The sequence below is a fragment of the Mesorhizobium sp. WSM4820 genome (assembly GCF_055811075.1).
On sequence record NZ_JBVVQN010000013.1, the window covers coordinates 53,800 to 71,183 of the forward strand.

Here is a 17,384-nt window from a genome sequence, read left to right on the forward strand (position 1 = left end):
CCGGCGTCGACGGAAATGCAGCGATGTGAGGTACCGGTCACTGGACAGGCAGTCAGCCTGCCACAGATACCAGGGTTAATCTGGACTTAACGAGAGATGCAGTTACTGGCCCGGGGAAACGCGTTCTAGCGCGAGCGCATCTGATAAACCGGTACGGCAGCTTACGCGGCTTGATACTTATGCGGCTAGATACTTGGCCGCTTGGAGAAAATAAAGAATGGCGACAAAAGAAAAGGAAGAGGTCGAGACCGAACGTGAAGGCGCCACCGATGGCCCTCTGCTCGACCTTTCCGACGATGCTGTCAAGAAGATGATCAAGGCCGCCAAGAAGCGCGGCTATGTCACCATGGACGAACTGAATTCGGTGCTGCCCTCGGAGGAAGTCACCTCCGAGCAGATCGAGGACACGATGGCCATGCTCTCCGACATGGGCATCAACGTGGTCGAGGACGACGAGCAGGGCGAGGAGCCCGAAGCCGCCGACGCGGCTGCCGACGCCGAGGAAGACGCCAACGAACTGGCCGAGCAGACCGGTACCGCCGTAGCGGCGACGACCACCAAGAAAGAGCCGACCGATCGCACCGACGATCCGGTTCGCATGTATCTGCGCGAGATGGGCTCGGTCGAGCTTCTGTCGCGCGAGGGCGAAATCGCGATTGCCAAGCGCATCGAGGCTGGCCGCGAGACGATGATCGCGGGCCTGTGCGAAAGCCCGCTGACCTTCCAGGCCATCATCATCTGGCGTGACGAGCTCAACGAATCGAAGATCCTCTTGCGCGAGATCATCGACCTCGAAGCGACCTATGCCGGACCGGAGGCCAAGCAGGCGCCGGTGGTCGAGCGGATCGAGGAAGCCAAGACCGACGACAAGCCGCGCCGTTCGCGCGAGGACGAGGACGACATCACCAATGTCGGCGGCGACACCCGCGGTCTGACTGATGACGACGAGGAAGACGAGGACGAAGCCAGCCTGTCGCTGGCGGCGATGGAAGCGGAGCTGCGCCCGCAGGTGATGGAGACGCTCGACGTCATCGCCGACACCTACAAGAAGTTGCGCAAGCTGCAGGACCAGCAGGTCGAGAACCGGCTGGCTGCCGCCGGCACGCTGTCGCCCAGCCAGGACCGCCGGCTGAAGGAGCTGAAAGACCAGCTGATCAAGGCGGTGAAGTCGCTATCCCTGAACACGGCGCGCATCGAGGCATTGGTCGAGCAGCTCTACGACATCAACAAGCGCCTGGTGCAGAACGAAGGCAAGCTGTTGCGGCTGGCCGAAAGCTATGGCGTGCGCCGCGAGGAATTCCTGAAGGAGTATCAGGGCTCGGAGCTCGATCCCAACTGGACGCGCTCGATCGGCAATCTGACCTCGCGCGGCTGGAAGGAATTCACCAAGAACGAGAAGGACGCGATCCGCGACCTGCGCGCCGAGATCCAGAACCTCGCCACCGAAACGGCGATCTCGATCCTGGAATTCCGCAGGATCGTCAACCAGGTGCAGAAGGGCGAGCGCGAAGCCGCGATCGCCAAGAAGGAAATGGTCGAGGCCAATCTGCGCCTCGTCATTTCCATCGCCAAGAAATACACCAATCGCGGCCTGCAGTTCCTCGATCTGATCCAGGAAGGCAATATCGGCCTGATGAAGGCGGTCGACAAATTCGAATATCGCCGCGGCTACAAGTTCTCGACCTATGCGACGTGGTGGATCCGGCAAGCGATCACCCGCTCGATCGCCGACCAGGCGCGCACCATCCGCATTCCGGTGCATATGATCGAGACGATCAACAAGATCGTGCGCACCTCGCGCCAGATGCTGCACGAGATCGGCCGCGAGCCGACGCCGGAGGAACTGGCGGAAAAGCTCGCCATGCCGCTGGAAAAAGTGCGCAAGGTGCTGAAGATCGCCAAGGAACCGATCTCGCTCGAAACGCCGGTCGGCGACGAGGAGGATTCGCATCTGGGCGATTTCATCGAGGACAAGATGGCGATCCTGCCGATCGACGCGGCGATCCAGGCCAATTTGCGCGAGACGACGACGCGGGTACTTGCTTCGCTCACCCCGCGTGAAGAGCGCGTGCTCAGAATGCGCTTCGGCATCGGCATGAACACCGACCACACGCTGGAGGAAGTCGGCCAGCAGTTCTCGGTCACCCGAGAGCGCATTCGCCAGATCGAAGCCAAGGCGCTGCGCAAGCTCAAGCACCCGAGCCGCTCGCGCAAGCTGCGGAGCTTTCTGGACAGTTGATGCCGGGCAACGGATAGCAATTTAAAGGGCGCTGTGGCGCCCTTTTTCGTTCAGGGATTGTCTCGCCGGACGGTGCGGTTGTTGTTGCAGCATACCGGCTGTGGGAGGATAATCGGGTGTCGGATGCATTTTCTGGGCGACAACCCCGGATGCCCGCCCCGGCGGTGACGCCGCGCTCCGAGGCCTCCGGAGGGAGGTGTGCATGACAACCTATATCGTGCTGATCAACTGGACTGAGCAGGGCGCCAGAAATGTGCGCGAGTCGCCGAAGCGGCTCGATGCCGCCAAGAAGCTGCTGGGAGACATGGGCGGCTCGTTCAAGGCTTTTTATCTCACCATGGGCGAATGCGACATGGTGGCGGTCGTCGAAGCGCCCGACGATGCGGTGCTCGCTCGTTTCTCGCTGATGCTGGCGTCAGGCGGCAACGTGAGGACGCGGACGCTCAAGGCTTTCCCGGAATTGGCCTATCGCGAAATCATCGCCTCGCTCGGCTGAGGCGTGCGCGGCTATAGACCCGCGCAAGCTGCCGGACATCGGACGGTCAGGCGCCGCTCGACGGCGCCCGGCCAGTCTTGCCCAAAGGTCGCTGGTCCGGAATGTGTCTGGCCCGAAAGTGTCTGGCCCAAAAGGGGCTGGCCCGAAATGTTGCGGGGCGAAGGTATTTCCCGGATAGTCAGCACAGCATTTCAACGCGCGTCTCGAGACACATGCCCAAGCCTCTGCTGACCGTCTGGTACAATACCCGTTGTCCGGTTTGCGATGCCGGCATCGTCAGGCAGAAGCGGCGGCTGGTCGAGGCGATCAAGGCCGGGCGGATCGCGTTTCGCGACATCAATGCCGAACCGGCGGCGCTGGCCGGATACGGCGTGTCGCTGGAGGACATCCGCCGCCGGCTGCACGCAACCGATGCGGACGGCAGGCTGCTGGTCGGCGCCGACGTCGCAATTGCCGTCTGGCTGAGAACGCCGGGCGAGGGCTGGCTGGCAGCGCTGTTCGGCAACCGCGCCGCGCTGCCATTGACGCGCTATGCCTATGATCGCTTCGCCGATCTTCTCTATGCCTGGAACCGGCGCAAGGGCCGCTGGTAACCGGTATTAGCCAAGCTCGGTGACGAAATCAATCTGCTGGCACCGTTCTCAGATACATCGTAAGATATATCTTGACTCAACGACCTCATTCGCATAATTGAGATATATCGTAAGACATAACTCAAGGAGCAGGCAATGCACGGACATCATCATTTCGGCGGGCATGCCGAGCGCGTTTTCATGCATATGGCCGGCAAGTTCGGCGGTCGTGGCGGCGGCTTCGGCCCATTCGGCCACGGCATGAGGGGCGGCGGGCGCGGCGGGCCGGGCGACATGTTCCGGGCCGGGCGTATGCTGGCCGACGGCGATCTCAAGCTGATCACGCTGTCGCTGCTGGCCGAGGCGCCGCGCCACGGCTATGACATCATCAAGGCGCTGGAGGAACGCACCAGCGGCGTCTACAGCCCGAGCCCCGGCGTGGTCTATCCGACGCTGACCTTCCTGGAAGAGGCCGGCTATGCCGTCTCGTCGGCGGAAGGCAACAAGAAGGTGTTTTCGATTACCGAGGCAGGGCAGGCGCATCTCAACGACAATCGCGAGATGATCGACCATGTGCTCGATCATCTCGAGCGTTTCGGCCGCAAAATGGCAAAGGCACGTGACTGGTTCGGCTGGAACGACGATGGCGAGGATAGCGGACGTCGCGGCCGCGGCGGTTCGGAAAAGCGTGACGAATTCCGCGCCGTGCGCCAGCGGCTACGCGCAGCCCTCGGCGACATTGTCGACGCGCCCGCTGAAAAACAGGCCGAGGCGATCGCGATATTGAAAGGGGCGGCCGAAGCCCTCGAAGCGCTGTCGCGCGACTGACTTCCAGGCCGGATGCGGGCCTTGCCCGTTTGCCTAAGGATCGCTAGTGAAATCATCCTGCACCACGCTATGTGATGCAGGATGATAGCCGTTGGAGGGCGCGCTCATGTCTTTTCTGAAACGTCTTTTCGGCGGTGGCGGCGGTGACGCGGGCGAGCCAAAGAGTGCTGCACCGGCAAAGCAGATCGAGCACAAGGGATTTTTGATCAGCGCCACGCCGTACAAGGCGGAGGGCCAATACCAGACCTGCGGCGTGGTTTCCAAGGAGATCGACGGCGTGATGAAGGAGCACAAATTCATCCGCGCCGATCGTTTTGCCGGGCTCGACGACGCTGTCGACATCTCGATCAAAAAGGGCATTCAGCTGGTCGACGAGCAGGGCGAGAAGATGTTCGGGTGAGACCCGATCGGTCTCCGGCGCATCTTGAAACGAACAAGGCAAGCGCCCTGTGAGGCGCCTGCCTTTAATTAGAGTTACCGACGGCTGGTGGCCTACGCCGCCACCGCAGCCTGTTTGCTTACGGTCGATGTCACCAAAGCATCCACTTTGGCTGATGCCTTGGCCAGAGCGGCAGTGACCGCGTCCGGCCCCATGCCGACGCCTTCGATGCGGATGACTTCGACGTCGGTCATGCCGATGAAGCCAAGCACGCTGCGCAAGTAAGGGATGGCGTGGTCCATCTGCACGGCAGCGCCTTCCGAATAGATGCCGCCCGAGGCCAGGACGATGTAGACCTTCTTGCCGGTGACGAGGCCCTTCGGGCCATTCTCGCCATAAGAGAAAGTTTTGCCGGTGCGGGAGACGTGGTCGACCCAGGATTTCAGCGTCGACGAAATGCCGAAATTGATGAAGCCGGTGGCCAGGATGATGGTGTCTGCCGCAAACAGTTCATCGAGCACGCCGTCGGAAACGCCGACGACCTCGGCCTGGCGCTGGGTGCGGGCCTCGGCGGGCGTATAGATGCCGGTCGAATAGTCCGGATCGATGTGCGGCAGCGGGTTTGCCACGAGATCGCGTGCGACGAGCTTGGCCGAAGGATCGGCGGCGAGCAGCTTTTCCGCAAGTTCAGTGGCGATGCGGGTCGAATGCGAGGCATTGCCGCGCGGACTGGATGTGACGAGAAGGATGGACATGGCGGGTCTCCAGGGTTGGAATGATCTGTCCAGACCTATATGGGCGAACTGACCTATTTGAAAAACCGGCAAATTCTATGTATGTTCCATCTAAATAGTGGATATGACGATGCAGCCAAACCCGACACTTGATCAGCTTCAGATCCTTGTCACCGTCGCCGACACCGGCAGTTTCTCCGCCGCCGGCCGCAAGCTCAACCGAGCGCAGTCGGTCATCAGCTACGCTATCGCCAATCTCGAGGCACAGCTTGGGCTGAAACTGTTCGAGCGCGAGGGCACGCGCGAGCCGCATCTGACCGATGTCGGCCGGGCGACGCTGGAAGATGCGCGGCGCATGGTCGGCGTATTGCAGCGCATCCGCTCTCGCGTCGACAGCCACAAACAGGGCCTGGAGGCTGAAGTTGCGCTGTCGGTCGATGTGGCGCTGCCTTCCACCGTGCTGGTGCGCGTGTTGAAGGCGTTCGAGGCGCAATTTCCAACCGTGATGCTGCGCCTGCATGCCGGCACACTCGGGCTGATCCCCGATCATGTCGTCAATGGACATGCCGATCTCGGTATTGGCGGACTGCTGGGCGAGGTCGACGCGCATCTTGTGCGCATTGGCTTCATGTCGATGGTGCCGGCGGCCGCGCCAAGCCATCCGCTGGCGCTGCTTCCCAAGCCGGTGCCGCTGGAGGAGGTGCGCGAACACATCCAACTTGTCGTCAGCGACCAGTCCGAGCGCACCAAAGGGCGCGACTACGGCGTCTATGCCTACCGCACCTGGCGACTTACGGATATGCGAACCAAGCATGCGCTGATGCGCGAAGGGTTGGGCTGGGGCGGACTGCCGCGATGGTTGATTGCTGACGATGTGGCCAACGGCCGTCTGGTGGAACTCGATCTGGAGCCGTATCGCGAAGTCCGCGCGCCGCTTTATGCCATGCACCGTGCCGACCGCAGCCCGAAGCCGGCTGCGGCTTGGCTGATCGACCAGTTCAAGCGCCAGCTTGGTTGTTTCAACGAGTTCGAGCCGAACCAGGGGCCTGGGGCGACAGACCATCAATCAGCGCCATGAGAACGGCGCGGTAGTCCTCGGTCGAAGCGCCTGCTTCGATGGCGAGCGCCGCGCGGTCGAAGGCGGCGGCAAGCAGCGCGGTCAGCGCTTCCACCGGCAATCTCATCATGGACTGCGAGCGCATCGCGGCAACCAGGCCTTCGCGCAACGAGCGGTTGCCGTGGCGGTCGTCGATCTCGTCCATGGCGGCGCGGCCGAGCACGGCCGGCCCGTCGAGCAACAGCAGCCGGGTGCGGCCGGGTGCGCGCATGGCGGCAAGATAGGCATCCGAGCCGGCGATCAGCGCATCGCGGGCAAACAGCGAGGGCGGCGAGGCGCGCTCGATCTCTTCCGCCACAGCCGCCGCCTCCAACTCGACCACTGCGGCGAACAGCGCCTGCTTGTCGGCAAAGTGATGATAGAGCGCGCCGCGCGTGACGCCGGCCGCAGCCACGATCTCGGGCGTGCCGGTCTCCGCATAGGACTTCTCGGTGAACAGTTTTCGCGCCGCTGATATCAGTTCGGCGCGCGTCGCTTCGGTGCGATCGCGGTTGGAGCGGCGCGCGGATTCCTGTTGCATACATGCAGCCTGTATGTTAATACGTATTTACATGCAGAATGTATGTTATTTGACGGGAGAAGGAAAGATGAAGACGACAAGCTATTACCCGGTGCTGATGACTAGCGACGTTGCCGGCACGAAGGCCTTCTATGTCGCGCATTTCAGCTTCAAGCCGCTGTTCGAGAGCGACTGGTATGTGCATCTGCAATCAACCGAGGATCGCCGCGTCAATCTCGGCATCGTCCAGGGCGATCATGAAACCATTCCTGAGGAAGGGCGCGGCCGGACCTCCGGCCTGCTGATCAATTTCGAGGTCAAGAACCCCGATGCTATCTACGAGCGGATCACCGCCGCCGGCCTGCCGATCCTGTGCAGCCTGCGCGACGAAGCCTTCGGCCAGCGCCATTTCATCACCAAAGACCCCAATGGCGTGCTGATCGACGTGATCAAGCCGATCCCGCCGAGCGCCGAGTTTCTGGAGCAGTTTGTTGAAGGCGCGGCGGCCTGAGCTGGATAGCGGCTGGCAGGAATTGTCTGTAGATATCAGCTGAAGCCTCCAGCCGCGTGGCCGACCACGTCTTTGCGGTCTAAGCTGAACTCATCAGTCTGGGCCCATTCCATGCGTGAAATCTGCCTTGTCCGCGCGCCCTCAAACCTTGGCCTCCGTCCGCTGAGGCCGGATCATATACCGGGGACGTGGCGTGCGCCGCAGGCGTTGACCGAAGCCGGCCTGGTCGAGACGCTTTCGCCCCTCAAAGTGGTTGATCTTGATCGGCCCGCCTATAGCACGGAACCGCAGCCTGGCACCCGCCTGCGCAACGGCAATGCGTTACGCAGCTTCAATCTCGGACTCGCCGAAGTGGTTGCCGGCGCGCTCAGACGAGGCGAGTTCCCGCTGGTCGTCGGCGGCGACTGCGCGATCCTGCTTGGCGCGCTGGCTGGTGCACGGCGATCCGGTCCGCTGGCACTGGTCCATGTCGATGGCCATAGCGATTTCCGCCATCCGGGCAACTACGACGTCGATGCTTCACTCGGCTCGGCCGCCGGCATGGACCTTGCGCTCGCCACCGGACGTGGTGAGCCGTTGCTGACCGACTGGCCTGAGATCGCGAGCCCACTTGTTGCGGACGAACAGGTGGTTCAGATCGGCGAACGCGAGAACCGCAACCCTGACTTCGCCTGGCCCGACATCAATTCGACCGCGATGACGCTGATCGATGTTTTTGCCGTGCGGGAGCTCGGCGCGGCAAAGGTCCTGGAAAAGACCTGGACCACGCTGGCGCGAACCGGCTGGCCCTATTGGGTGCATTTCGACGTCGATGCGCTCGACCAGACGGTGATGCCGGCGGTGGATTCACCAGGCAGTCCAGGCATCGATCCCGACGATCTCGTCGCCATCCTCGCGGCGCTGGTGGCGGATCCGCGCTGCACTGGAATGGACATGACGATTTTCGATCCGGACCTCGATCCGACCGGCGAGCTGGCGGTGCTGCTGGTTTCGCTGCTTGGCCAGATGTTTGCGCCGCGTTAGAGCGACGTGCGTCCACTTGGACGCACAAAGTACGCTCTAACACTTTGGATCTGCGCATCGTGCTTTCCGAAAATCGGTTTCGATTTTCGGGCCGATGCGATAGTTGTCAGGCCCGCGCCTCCGGCATCAGCGTGACCTGAGCAACGCCGGAGCGGCGCACCACTGTGCACAGCGTTTCGCGGCCGATGCGCTCGGCGTCGAGCATGCGCACCAGATCGTCGACGCCGGTGACCGGGCGGCCGTCGATGGCGGCGATGATGTCGCCCTCTTTCAGGCCTGCTCTGGCGGCCGGGCTGTTCGCCTCGACACTGCGCAGGCGCACCGCTGTGCTGCTCGACACTTGCGACAAAAGGGCGGCGCGACGCGGCAGGGTTGTCGTGTCGGCCGAGACACCGATGAAGGCGCGGCGGACGCGGCCGAAGCGGATGATCTCGGAAATGACGAAATTGGCGGTGTTGGAGGCAACCGCGAAGGCGATGCCTTGCGCGCCATGGATCATGGCTGTGTTGACGCCGATAACCTCGCCCGCCGACGACACCAGCGGTCCGCCGGAATTGCCGGGGTTGAGCGCTGCGTCGGTCTGGATGACATCGTCGATCAGCCGGCCGGTGGAAGCACGCATCGAGCGGCCGAGCGCCGAGACGACACCTGATGTGACGGTCCATTCGAAGCCGAGCGGGTTGCCGATGGCAATGGCGATCTGGCCGCGCCGCAGGCGCTTGGAATCGCCGAGCGGCGCAATATCGGCAAAGCTGCCGTCGGCACGCACCAGCGCGATGTCGGTGTCGGGGTCGCGGCCGAGAACACGGCCTTCTCTGGAGACGCCGTCCGGCATCGCAACCCGGACGCTGCGGGCATCGCCAACGACGTGGAAATTGGTGACGACCAGCCCATCCGGTGTGATGACGAAGCCGGAGCCCAGGCCGCCGGCACCACCGATGCGCTCGATGCGGCAGACGGCGGGACCGATGCGGTCCACGGCATCAGCGACCGTTGCCGAATAATCGTCGAGCAGCGCATCGTCGAACTGCAATTGCTGGGCGGGGAGGGACATGGCAGGGCTCCGTGTCTTTAGAGCAAGATGAAGGATGCCTATATGTGCGGAGCGGCCGGATCGGCCGCGACCTGACCAGATGGCCAGTCCAGCGCCCAACTAGCCGTCAGGCGAGTACCCGCCAACGCGCTGCCGAGCGATATCTGGGGTAGAGCGACGAGCGTCCATTGGACGCTCAAAGTGCGCTCTAAGACTTTGAGTTCTCGCACCGTGCTTTCCGAAAATCGATGCCGATTTTCGGGCCGAGGCGAAAAAGACCCAGGAGACCGACATGAGCGACTTCAATCTAAGCGCATTTTCCAACGCCATCGCCGATATCGCCGCCGCAGCGGCGCCGGCGACGGCGAGCTTTGCCACGCATCAGCATCGCACCGCGACCGCCTTCCATTGGCGCGACGGCTATTTTGTCGCTGCCGAGGAGGCGGTGGAGGCCGGCGAGGAGATCGAGCTGACGCTTTCTTCGGGCGACAAGGTGAAGGCTGAGCTGGTCGGCCGCGATCCATCCACCGGGACCGCCCTTCTGAAGCCGACCGCCGCGCCGGACGTGCCGCCGCTGACCAAGGCAGGCACGGCGCGGCCGGGCCATCTGGCCATTGCCGTCGGCAATAGCGACGGTGCGTCGCTCGCTGCATTCGGAACGGTTGGTGAGGTCGGTCCGGCCTGGCGCTCGATGCGCGGCGGCACGATCGACCGGCGCATCAATCTGGCCGTCAATGCCGGTGGCCGTTTCGAGGGCGGCCCGGTGCTCGACGCCAAGGGCGCACTGATCGGCATGCTTTTGTTCGGGCCGCGCCGGCGGGCGCTGGTCATGCCTTACGAGACGATCGAACGGGCGGTGGCGACGCTGCGCGAGAAGGGCCATGTCGCGCGCGGCTATCTCGGCGCCGGCCTGCACCCGATCCGCAACGGCGACACGCATGGCGCGATGGTGATGAGCCTCGACGACAACGGCCCGGCGAAGGCGGCCGGCCTGCATCTTGGCGACATTATCGCGTCGTGGAACGGCGAGGCCGTGCACGGCCCGCGCGAGCTGATCCGCAGGCTCGGGCCGGACAGCGCCGGCGCGTCGGTGACGCTCGGCGTGGTGCGCGGCGGCGAACGGCGCGACGTCGTGCTGACCATCGGCGAAAAGCCGCTAAACTGAGAGGATCGATGGCAAGTCACAGGATCACGGGGCGGCGGCTGACGGTGCTGATCGCGCTCGATGACGTCGTGCGCGCCGAGCACCTGTCCACCGCTCTTGCCGCGACCGGCGATCTGCTGCCGATTGTGGCCGGTAGCAGCAATAGCGCCGACAGAGCGGATGTCGCGATCGTCGATGGCGTTTACCTGGAAAGAGGGGGCGTGGAAGGCGAGCCCACCGATCCCGCGATACCTCGGGTGCTCCTGTCGCAACGAGCGAGCCGGCAGCGGCCGGCCGATACCGTGTTTGCCGTGCTGCCGCCGGCAGTGGACGATCTGCTGATCGCTGCCGCCGCGCGACTGGCGGCGGCTGGCTATCGGATCTCGGGCGAGGGCCGCCCCTTGTCCGATCGACATGACGATTTCGCCTTCCATGACGACGATCTCTCCGACGAGGAGCCGGTCGGCGACAGCGCCGGCCGGCCAGTGCTGTCGCCGCGCGAGAGCGAAGTGCTGGCGCTTTTGGCCGAGGGCGCGCCCAACAAGGTGATCGCGCGGCGCCTGAACATTTCCGTGCATACGGCGAAGTTCCACGTCGCGGCGATCCTGATCAAGCTAGGCGCGGCCAACCGCACCGACGCCATCGCCATCGCCATGCGGCAAGGCCTGGTGCTGGTTTAGTGGATGATGGCAGGATGTAGGGCGGTCCTGTCAAAGTCTGCGCTGCCCCTCATCCGCCTGCCGGCACCTTCTCCCCGTATAGTGGCGGGGGGAAGGAAGCTGAACGCAGCCACGGCTCAATTCTTGCGACGTTGCCAGTTGGCGAAAGCTGCGATGAAGGCGTCCTTCTCCCCGTCTCTATTCGGGGAGAAGTGCCCGGCAGGGCGATGAGGCAGCGCAACGCCGCGAGAATCCTCCGCAGCGTCACCATCTCTCGATGCTCCCCGCTCTTGTGTCGGGCGACGGCACGCGGCAAGGATTGTGCAAAGAGGCCGGCACAGGAAAGGCGCAAGACATGTCGCTCAAGGGAAAGACGCTGTTCATCTCCGGCGGGTCGCGCGGCATCGGGCTGGCGATCGCGCTGCGCGCCGCGCGCGACGGCGCCAATGTGACCATCGCGGCCAAGACCGCCGAGCCCCACCCGAAGCTGCCGGGCACGATCTATACGGCGGCTGAGGAGATCGAGCAGGCCGGCGGCAAGGCATTGCCGATGCTGTGCGACATACGCGAGGAGGGGCAGGTGGCCGAGGCGGTCGCCAGAACCGTCGAAAAATTCGGCGGCATCGACATCTGCATCAACAATGCCAGCGCCATCCAACTCACCGGCACGCTGGAAACCGACATGAAGCGCTACGACCTGATGCATCAGATCAACACACGCGGCACGTTCCTGGTTTCCAAAATGTGCATTCCGCACCTGAAGTTGGCCGACAATCCTCACATCTTGAATCTGGCGCCGCCGCTCGACATGAAGGCCAAATGGTTCAAGAACCATGTCGCCTATACGATGGCCAAATTCGGCATGTCGATGTGCACGCTGGGCATGAGCGCAGAGTTCGCCAGGGACGGCATCGCCGTCAATTCACTGTGGCCGATCTCGACGATCGACACGGCAGCGGTGCGCAATCTTCTGGGCGGGGCGACAGTGGCGGCGATGAGCCGTTCGCCCGATATCATGGCCGATGCCGCGCATGCGATCCTGCTCAGGCCGTCGCGCGAAGCGACCGGCAATTTCTACATCGACGAGGAGGTGCTGCGCGCCGAGGGCGTCAGCGATTTTTCAATCTATGCGCCTGATGCGACAGGTCCGCTTGCCGGCGATTTCTTCGTGCCGGACGAGGTGTTTGCGAATTCGAAAACCAACGTGAAAAATATCTACTGACTGGCACCGGCATAGCCCTCATTTCCCAACCGAAGCCGGAAACAAAAACCCCGCCGGCGAGGGGGTACCGGCGGGGCTCATGTGTCCCGCTGGAGTCGGGACAGGGCAGGGAAGCCCTAGCCAGAATCTGGGGTGGACGACCTCGCGATTCAATGCCTGGTTAAATCGCGACTTACATTCTCCTTCAACCTCGGCTGATTGCCGGAAATTGCCCAACCCGGAGAAACCGGGGTGGGCTATGTCTTCCCGCATAGATTCCAGAAACCAGTTCAGGTTCCTGGAATTGCGAATTAATTCGCGCTGGCGACCGGCGCCACCAGCGAGGTGATGCGGCGAATGGCGACGCGACGGTTCTCGCGCTCAGGCTCCGACGTATCGACCTTGAGATACTCCTCGCCATAGCCCTGTGTCGTCAGGTTTTCCGGCGGGATGCTGAAGGCATTGCTCAGGGCTTCGGCGACCGCCTCAGCGCGACGGTCGGACAAAGCGAGGTTCGCCTCCGGCTTGCCGACGGCATCGGTATGGCCTTCGATCAGGAAGGTTTCCGCCGGGTTCTTTTCCAGTAGCTTCTCCATGGCGCTGGCCACGCCTTCCAGTTTCTGCACCTCGGTTTCGGGGATCGAGGCTGAACCGAATTCGAAGTTCAGCGTGTCGAGGTCGATACGGCGGGCGATGTCGCGCACGCGGGCCGAGCGCTTGACCTCATCGATCGAGTAGAGGCGCTGCACCCTCTCCACCGGCGGCTGTTCAAGGAAGGCATAGTAGTCGTCCGGATCCTCGACCTCCTCGGAATCCAGAATGTACTCCTCGCGCGGAATGTCGATCCGAATCGGCGGCAGGTCGTCGCCTGGATCGCGCCAGTCGCCATCGTCCTCATAGTGCCGCTCGTCGACATAGCTCAGCACATATTCGCGTCCGTCAGGCGCGATGCGTGAACGCTGGACGACATCACCGTAGCGGTTGCGGATGGTGACGATCTGGATACCATTGTCACGCTCGACGATTTCCCGGGTGCGATTGCTCGACAGCTCCTCATAGTAGACGTTCCGCGCGCCACGCCGCATGCGCGGCGCATCGTCGCTTTCAACGATCGTCTGGTTGTTGAACTGGAGGATAACACGGTCGCCGAGTTCCCTGACGACGTCGACCCCGCGCGGGCGTTCACGACGGCGGCGAACGTTTTCCTCGTCGGGCGCACGCTCAACGCGTCTTCCCTTTTCCTCCGTCGCCCGAACCATCCTCTCAAGCTTGATCGCCTGCTGGGCCGCCCTGTCATCGGTGGGCGGCGGTCCCTGATCGACCGGAGCCGGCCTCGGGGCTTCCGCCTGTTCGCCGTTCTGCTGCGTCGGCTGTCCACCCGCGTCCTGGCCGCTCGTTTCTTGCGCGTTGTCCCTGCCGCCCCTGCGCTTGCGCACGGCATCCTTCTGGCTGTCGAACACGGGAGCCTCGCCCTGGGCCGGACCTTCGCCTTCGGCGGGCGCGGCCTGCTCGCGCTCGGCGGGCTGCTCGCCGGTTGAGGGCTGCTCGCCTGTCACCGGCTGTTCGTCGATAGGCTTCTTGCGGCGGTCCTTAGCCTGATCCCGGGGCTGTTCGCCCTCGGCGGGAGCCGTTTGCTGGTCGGTCGGAAGCGGTTCGGCCTGCTCGCCGGCTTCCTTCCTGGCTGGCCGTTCGGATGGTGCGGCTTCGATCTGCTGATCCTGCTCCCGCTTCTTCCTGCGCGGCGTGACCTGCTCGTTGTCATTTGCAGGTGTGGCGTTTTCGCGAGGCGCAGCCTGCTCGGCCTCCTCCTGCTGTTGCCGGTCGCGCTTCTTTCTGCGCGGTTCGGGCTGTTCGTCGCTGGCAGGCGCCGCCTGCTCGGCGGGCTTTTCGGCTGGTGCGGCTTCCTGCTGCTGTTGCCGGTCGCGCTTCTTCCTGCGCGGCTCGGGCTGTTCGTCGCTGGCAGGTGCGGCCTGCTCGGCGGGCCGTTCGGCCGGTGCGGCTTCCTCCTGCTGTTGCCGGTCACGCTTCTTCCTGCGCGGCTCGGGCTGTTCGTCGCTCGCAGGTGCGGCCCGCTCGGCGGGTGCGGCTTCCTCTTGCTGTTGCTGCTCGCGCTTCTTCCTGCGCTGACCGCCCTGCTGCTCCTCGCCGGAAGGCGCGGCCTGTTCCTCGCGCTTCTTGCGAGGCTTCTGCTCCGGTTCCGCCTGCGGTGCGCAGCCTTCCGCCGACTCGCCTTCGGGGCAATTCGATTGCACGGGGATCAACGGCGTGGCGGTACTCTGCGGTGGGTCGAACGCGGCGCTGCCCTGCAACGGGAATGCGCCCAACGGCGCGGACGCCATCAGCAGGCCAAGTGCCGTGCCTGCCAGAATCCGTGGTTGGCGTTTCATTAAAAATCCTCCTTTGGCGTCCCATCCCGGCCCAAACTGTTCATCAACCGGATTGGTTCCGGTCAGCGGGCATTAACGGCTACGAAGGGCAATTGGCCGGCGTTTTGAAGGCGACTTCGTGTTATTCCTATGGTGCCGGCCTAGGGTGCTGGCCGGGTCTGCGTCTGTTGCGGTGCTTGACCTTCACCCGGCCAGGGGCCACATCCCGTCGATGGAAACGCCGTTCTGGAAAACCAAGACGCTCGAGGCGATGACCCCGGCCGAGTGGGAATCGCTTTGCGACGGCTGCGGCAAATGCTGCCTGTCGAAACTCGAGGACGAAGACACCGGCGCGATTTACTGGACGAGCGTCGGCTGCCGGCTGTTCGACGCCGAAACTTGTCGCTGTTCCGATTATGCCAACCGGTTGGCGCGCGTCCCGGACTGCGTCGGTCTGACGCCGCAGAATGTGCGCACCATCAGTTGGCTGCCCAAAACCTGCGCCTACCGGCTGGTCGCCGAGGGCCACGATCTCTACTGGTGGCACAGGCTGGTGTCAGGCAGTGCCGAGACGGTGCATGAGGCCGGCATCTCGATGCGGGGCCGGGTCAGCGCCAGCGAGACCGATCTTGCCGAGCCCGACGACTATTTCGAGCACATGCTGGACGACGAGCCCTAGCGACGCGCCGTCGGGAACCGGAACCGGCTGCCCGACAGCGCGTTTTCCACCCAAATGGTTCAGAACCGACCGGATTGTCAGAACCGGAAAGCCGAGAAGACTGCGCAATTGCTTGTTTCTACATGAACCCAAAATGAACGGCCGGTTCGCAAAAAGTTCAGATACGCAAGCGCATTCTCCTCGCCATTGGTAAGACACATTGGTTCGATCAAAGGCGGGCGGAAGCCCTGAACAAGGAGAGAAGACATGTTCAACACGATCAAGACGGCGGCCCTTTCGGCGCTTATCGGCCTCGGCACGCTTGCCGCCATTCCCGCCACAGCCCATGCAGACAGCATCTACCTCGGCTTCGGCAACGATGACGATCCGCGCGTCGGCGTCTATTCCGGCGATGATGACGATGGTTACTACCGCGAACGCCGCCGCGAACGCGACTGGCGCCGGTCCTGCTCGCCAAACCGTGCTCTCGGCAAGGCAGAGCGCATGGGTCTGCGCCGTGCCCGTATCATCGACGTCGGCCGCCGCACCGTGAAAGTAGCGGGCCGCCAGTATGGCGACCGCGTCGTGGTCGTGTTCGCCAATGAGCGCGGCTGCCCGGTCCTCTACCGGTAAGCGTTCGCACGTTGCCTACCGGCACGGCCTGCCTGGCAGTATGACCTTCTGCGAAGGTCAGCTTTAGGGACACGACCTTCGCAGAAGGTCGGTCTGGAGTAGAGCCCCCTGAGATAGACGGGTGCGGCTCGAAAAACCCCGGAGGGCCAGTCCTCGGGGGTTTTTTAATGCAACGAAGTCAATAGTCAATGTTGCCGGTTACCCGCGTTTCAGCGGGCGGTCACTTCAACTCGAAAGTGACTGTGACCTGCACCGTGTAGGAATTCTCGCCAGCCTGCACCGGAACCGATTCGCGGACCGCATCAAAGGCCTTGGCGGTCATCGGTATCGGCGGCGGCGCGACGTTCTGGTCGGTGATTTCCAGCACCCGCCCGATGCTGACGCCGGCGGCTTCGGCCAGCGTCCTGGCCTTGGCCATTGCGTCGGCGACCGCCTTCTTGCGGGCTTCGGTGACAGTTGCCGTTGGATCCTCGTTGGAGAACGAGATGCCGCCGCCCTGGTTGACGCCGAGCGATACCGCCTTGTCGAGAATCTCGCCTGTCTTGTCGATGTCGCGGATGCGCACCGAAAGCGTGTTGGTCACCTGGTAGGCGATCAGTTCCGCTTCCTGGCTGCCGTCCGGCTTGTTGGTATAATTGTAGCGCGGGCTGATCTGGATGCCGGCTGTCTGCAGGTCGCGCTCCTTGATGCCGGCCGATTTCATTGCGGCGATCACCGAGGCCATGGCGTCGTTGTTGGCATCGAGCGCGGCACGCGCGGTCTTGGCCTCGCGCATGACGCTGAGCGTCAGCAGCGCCAGATCGGGGGCCGCGGTCGCTTCGCCTTCGCCAGTGACGACGATGCGGGGCGGCGGCGGCGAATCGGCCGCGCCGGCCATCGCCGGAAAAGCGATTGCGGCGGCGAGCGCCAACGGCAAAAGATGTCTGGTCATAAAAATCTCCTCGGTCTGCGATCCAGTCGCGCTTGTCGACTACCGCATCGGCATAAAAATCGGAATCGATTTTCGGGAAGCTCGATTGCGTAGATTCAAAGCGTTAGAGCGTATTTTGTATTTTGCGCGTCTAAGTGGACGCACTTCGCTCTAATGTCTGAATATGGGCGGATTTGGACGATTTCGGCCAGCCCATCCGGAAAGCCTTGTGCGGTTCGGGGAAAAACATTAATCCAGCCGCGTGTGGGGCCTGTAGCTCAATGGTTAGAGCCGGCGGCTCATAACCGCTTGGTTGGGGGTTCGAGTCCCTCCGGGCCCACCATAACCTTTGATTTAATTGATAAAAAGTGCCCTCGGCCCA

General features: G+C 63.3%; 18 protein-coding genes and 1 tRNA gene. 14 read left to right on the forward strand and 5 right to left on the reverse strand.

All coding sequences use genetic code 11. The features are described 5' to 3' along the window. Positions 1-217: 217 nt before the first annotated feature. The 5 genes from rpoD (at position 218) to AC0L2R_RS21015 (ending at position 4,535) form a co-directional block, all read left to right on the forward strand. The gene (rpoD, locus tag AC0L2R_RS20995; protein ID WP_023799750.1) at positions 218-2,239 is read left to right on the forward strand and encodes an RNA polymerase sigma factor RpoD; all 2,022 of its coding nucleotides are present in this window, start codon (positions 218-220) and stop codon (positions 2,237-2,239) included. A gap of 202 nt (positions 2,240-2,441) precedes the next feature. Then, positions 2,442-2,735 (forward strand): GYD domain-containing protein, encoded by a 294-nt coding sequence (locus AC0L2R_RS21000; protein ID WP_128170295.1) that lies wholly within the window; start codon positions 2,442-2,444, stop codon positions 2,733-2,735. Positions 2,736-2,947: 212 nt separating this feature from the next. After that, complete coding sequence (locus AC0L2R_RS21005) at positions 2,948-3,328, forward strand: thiol-disulfide oxidoreductase DCC family protein (protein ID WP_473511294.1); 381 nt, start codon at positions 2,948-2,950, stop codon at positions 3,326-3,328. A gap of 135 nt (positions 3,329-3,463) precedes the next feature. Continuing rightward, positions 3,464-4,135 (forward strand): PadR family transcriptional regulator, encoded by a 672-nt coding sequence (locus AC0L2R_RS21010; protein ID WP_473494838.1) that lies wholly within the window; start codon positions 3,464-3,466, stop codon positions 4,133-4,135. Positions 4,136-4,241: 106 nt separating this feature from the next. Continuing rightward, positions 4,242-4,535: an HlyU family transcriptional regulator gene (locus tag AC0L2R_RS21015; RefSeq protein WP_065009209.1), complete on the forward strand. Its 294-nt coding sequence runs from the start codon at positions 4,242-4,244 to the stop codon at positions 4,533-4,535. Positions 4,536-4,627: 92 nt separating this feature from the next. On the opposite strand, the gene AC0L2R_RS21020 is transcribed toward AC0L2R_RS21015, so the two are convergent. After that, on the reverse strand, positions 4,628-5,269 hold the full coding sequence (locus tag AC0L2R_RS21020; RefSeq protein WP_473494839.1) for an FMN-dependent NADH-azoreductase: 642 nt from the start codon (positions 5,267-5,269) through the stop codon (positions 4,628-4,630). A gap of 109 nt (positions 5,270-5,378) precedes the next feature. Between AC0L2R_RS21020 and AC0L2R_RS21025 the strand changes: the two genes are divergently transcribed. Then, positions 5,379-6,326: a LysR family transcriptional regulator gene (locus AC0L2R_RS21025; RefSeq protein ID WP_473511295.1), complete on the forward strand. Its 948-nt coding sequence runs from the start codon at positions 5,379-5,381 to the stop codon at positions 6,324-6,326. On the opposite strand, the gene AC0L2R_RS21030 is transcribed toward AC0L2R_RS21025, so the two are convergent. Further along, positions 6,268-6,885 carry a TetR/AcrR family transcriptional regulator gene (locus AC0L2R_RS21030; RefSeq protein ID WP_473511297.1) on the reverse strand — a complete coding sequence of 206 codons (618 nt, stop codon included), beginning with the start codon at positions 6,883-6,885 and terminating at the stop codon, positions 6,268-6,270. The two genes, AC0L2R_RS21025 and AC0L2R_RS21030, sit on opposite strands and share 59 nt — an antisense overlap. A 67-nt stretch (positions 6,886-6,952) precedes the next feature. Between AC0L2R_RS21030 and AC0L2R_RS21035 the strand changes: the two genes are divergently transcribed. Together AC0L2R_RS21035 and AC0L2R_RS21040 are read left to right on the forward strand one after the other, a co-directional pair. Then, positions 6,953-7,375, forward strand: a complete 423-nt coding sequence (locus AC0L2R_RS21035) for a VOC family protein (protein WP_473511299.1) — start codon at positions 6,953-6,955, stop codon at positions 7,373-7,375. Positions 7,376-7,486: 111 nt separating this feature from the next. Beyond that, the gene (locus AC0L2R_RS21040; RefSeq protein WP_473511301.1) at positions 7,487-8,398 is read left to right on the forward strand and encodes an arginase family protein; all 912 of its coding nucleotides are present in this window, start codon (positions 7,487-7,489) and stop codon (positions 8,396-8,398) included. A 106-nt stretch (positions 8,399-8,504) separates the two neighbouring features. Here AC0L2R_RS21040 and AC0L2R_RS21045 read toward each other — a convergent pair whose 3' ends face one another. Beyond that, entirely contained in the window at positions 8,505-9,452 is a 948-nt protein-coding gene (locus AC0L2R_RS21045; RefSeq protein WP_473511303.1) for a S1C family serine protease, read from the reverse strand. Positions 9,453-9,723: 271 nt separating this feature from the next. Between AC0L2R_RS21045 and AC0L2R_RS21050 the strand changes: the two genes are divergently transcribed. The 3 genes from AC0L2R_RS21050 (at position 9,724) to AC0L2R_RS21060 (ending at position 12,456) form a co-directional block, all read left to right on the forward strand. Then, positions 9,724-10,596, forward strand: coding sequence for a S1C family serine protease (locus AC0L2R_RS21050; protein WP_473511305.1), 873 nt, complete (start codon positions 9,724-9,726; stop codon positions 10,594-10,596). 8 nt (positions 10,597-10,604) lie between these two features. Beyond that, on the forward strand, positions 10,605-11,255 hold the full coding sequence (locus AC0L2R_RS21055; RefSeq protein WP_473511306.1) for a helix-turn-helix transcriptional regulator: 651 nt from the start codon (positions 10,605-10,607) through the stop codon (positions 11,253-11,255). Positions 11,256-11,589: 334 nt separating this feature from the next. After that, positions 11,590-12,456, forward strand: coding sequence for an SDR family oxidoreductase (locus tag AC0L2R_RS21060; RefSeq protein WP_287073548.1), 867 nt, complete (start codon positions 11,590-11,592; stop codon positions 12,454-12,456). A 290-nt stretch (positions 12,457-12,746) separates the two neighbouring features. Here the strand turns inward: AC0L2R_RS21060 and AC0L2R_RS21065 are convergent, their stop codons facing one another. Continuing rightward, on the reverse strand, positions 12,747-14,822 hold the full coding sequence (locus tag AC0L2R_RS21065) for an OmpA family protein (RefSeq protein WP_473511308.1): 2,076 nt from the start codon (positions 14,820-14,822) through the stop codon (positions 12,747-12,749). 211 nt (positions 14,823-15,033) lie between these two features. Here AC0L2R_RS21065 and AC0L2R_RS21070 point away from each other — a divergent pair, with 211 nt between their 5' ends. Next, positions 15,034-15,480, forward strand: a complete 447-nt coding sequence (locus tag AC0L2R_RS21070) for a YcgN family cysteine cluster protein (protein WP_091595075.1) — start codon at positions 15,034-15,036, stop codon at positions 15,478-15,480. Positions 15,481-15,726: 246 nt separating this feature from the next. Further along, the gene (locus AC0L2R_RS21075) at positions 15,727-16,092 is read left to right on the forward strand and encodes a hypothetical protein (RefSeq protein WP_287299340.1); all 366 of its coding nucleotides are present in this window, start codon (positions 15,727-15,729) and stop codon (positions 16,090-16,092) included. A gap of 220 nt (positions 16,093-16,312) precedes the next feature. Here AC0L2R_RS21075 and AC0L2R_RS21080 read toward each other — a convergent pair whose 3' ends face one another. Beyond that, positions 16,313-17,023 carry an SIMPL domain-containing protein gene (locus tag AC0L2R_RS21080; RefSeq protein ID WP_473511309.1) on the reverse strand — a complete coding sequence of 237 codons (711 nt, stop codon included), beginning with the start codon at positions 17,021-17,023 and terminating at the stop codon, positions 16,313-16,315. A gap of 246 nt (positions 17,024-17,269) precedes the next feature. Between AC0L2R_RS21080 and AC0L2R_RS21085 the strand changes: the two genes are divergently transcribed. Beyond that, positions 17,270-17,345 (forward strand) — tRNA-Ile (locus AC0L2R_RS21085). Positions 17,346-17,384: the final 39 nt, after the last annotated feature.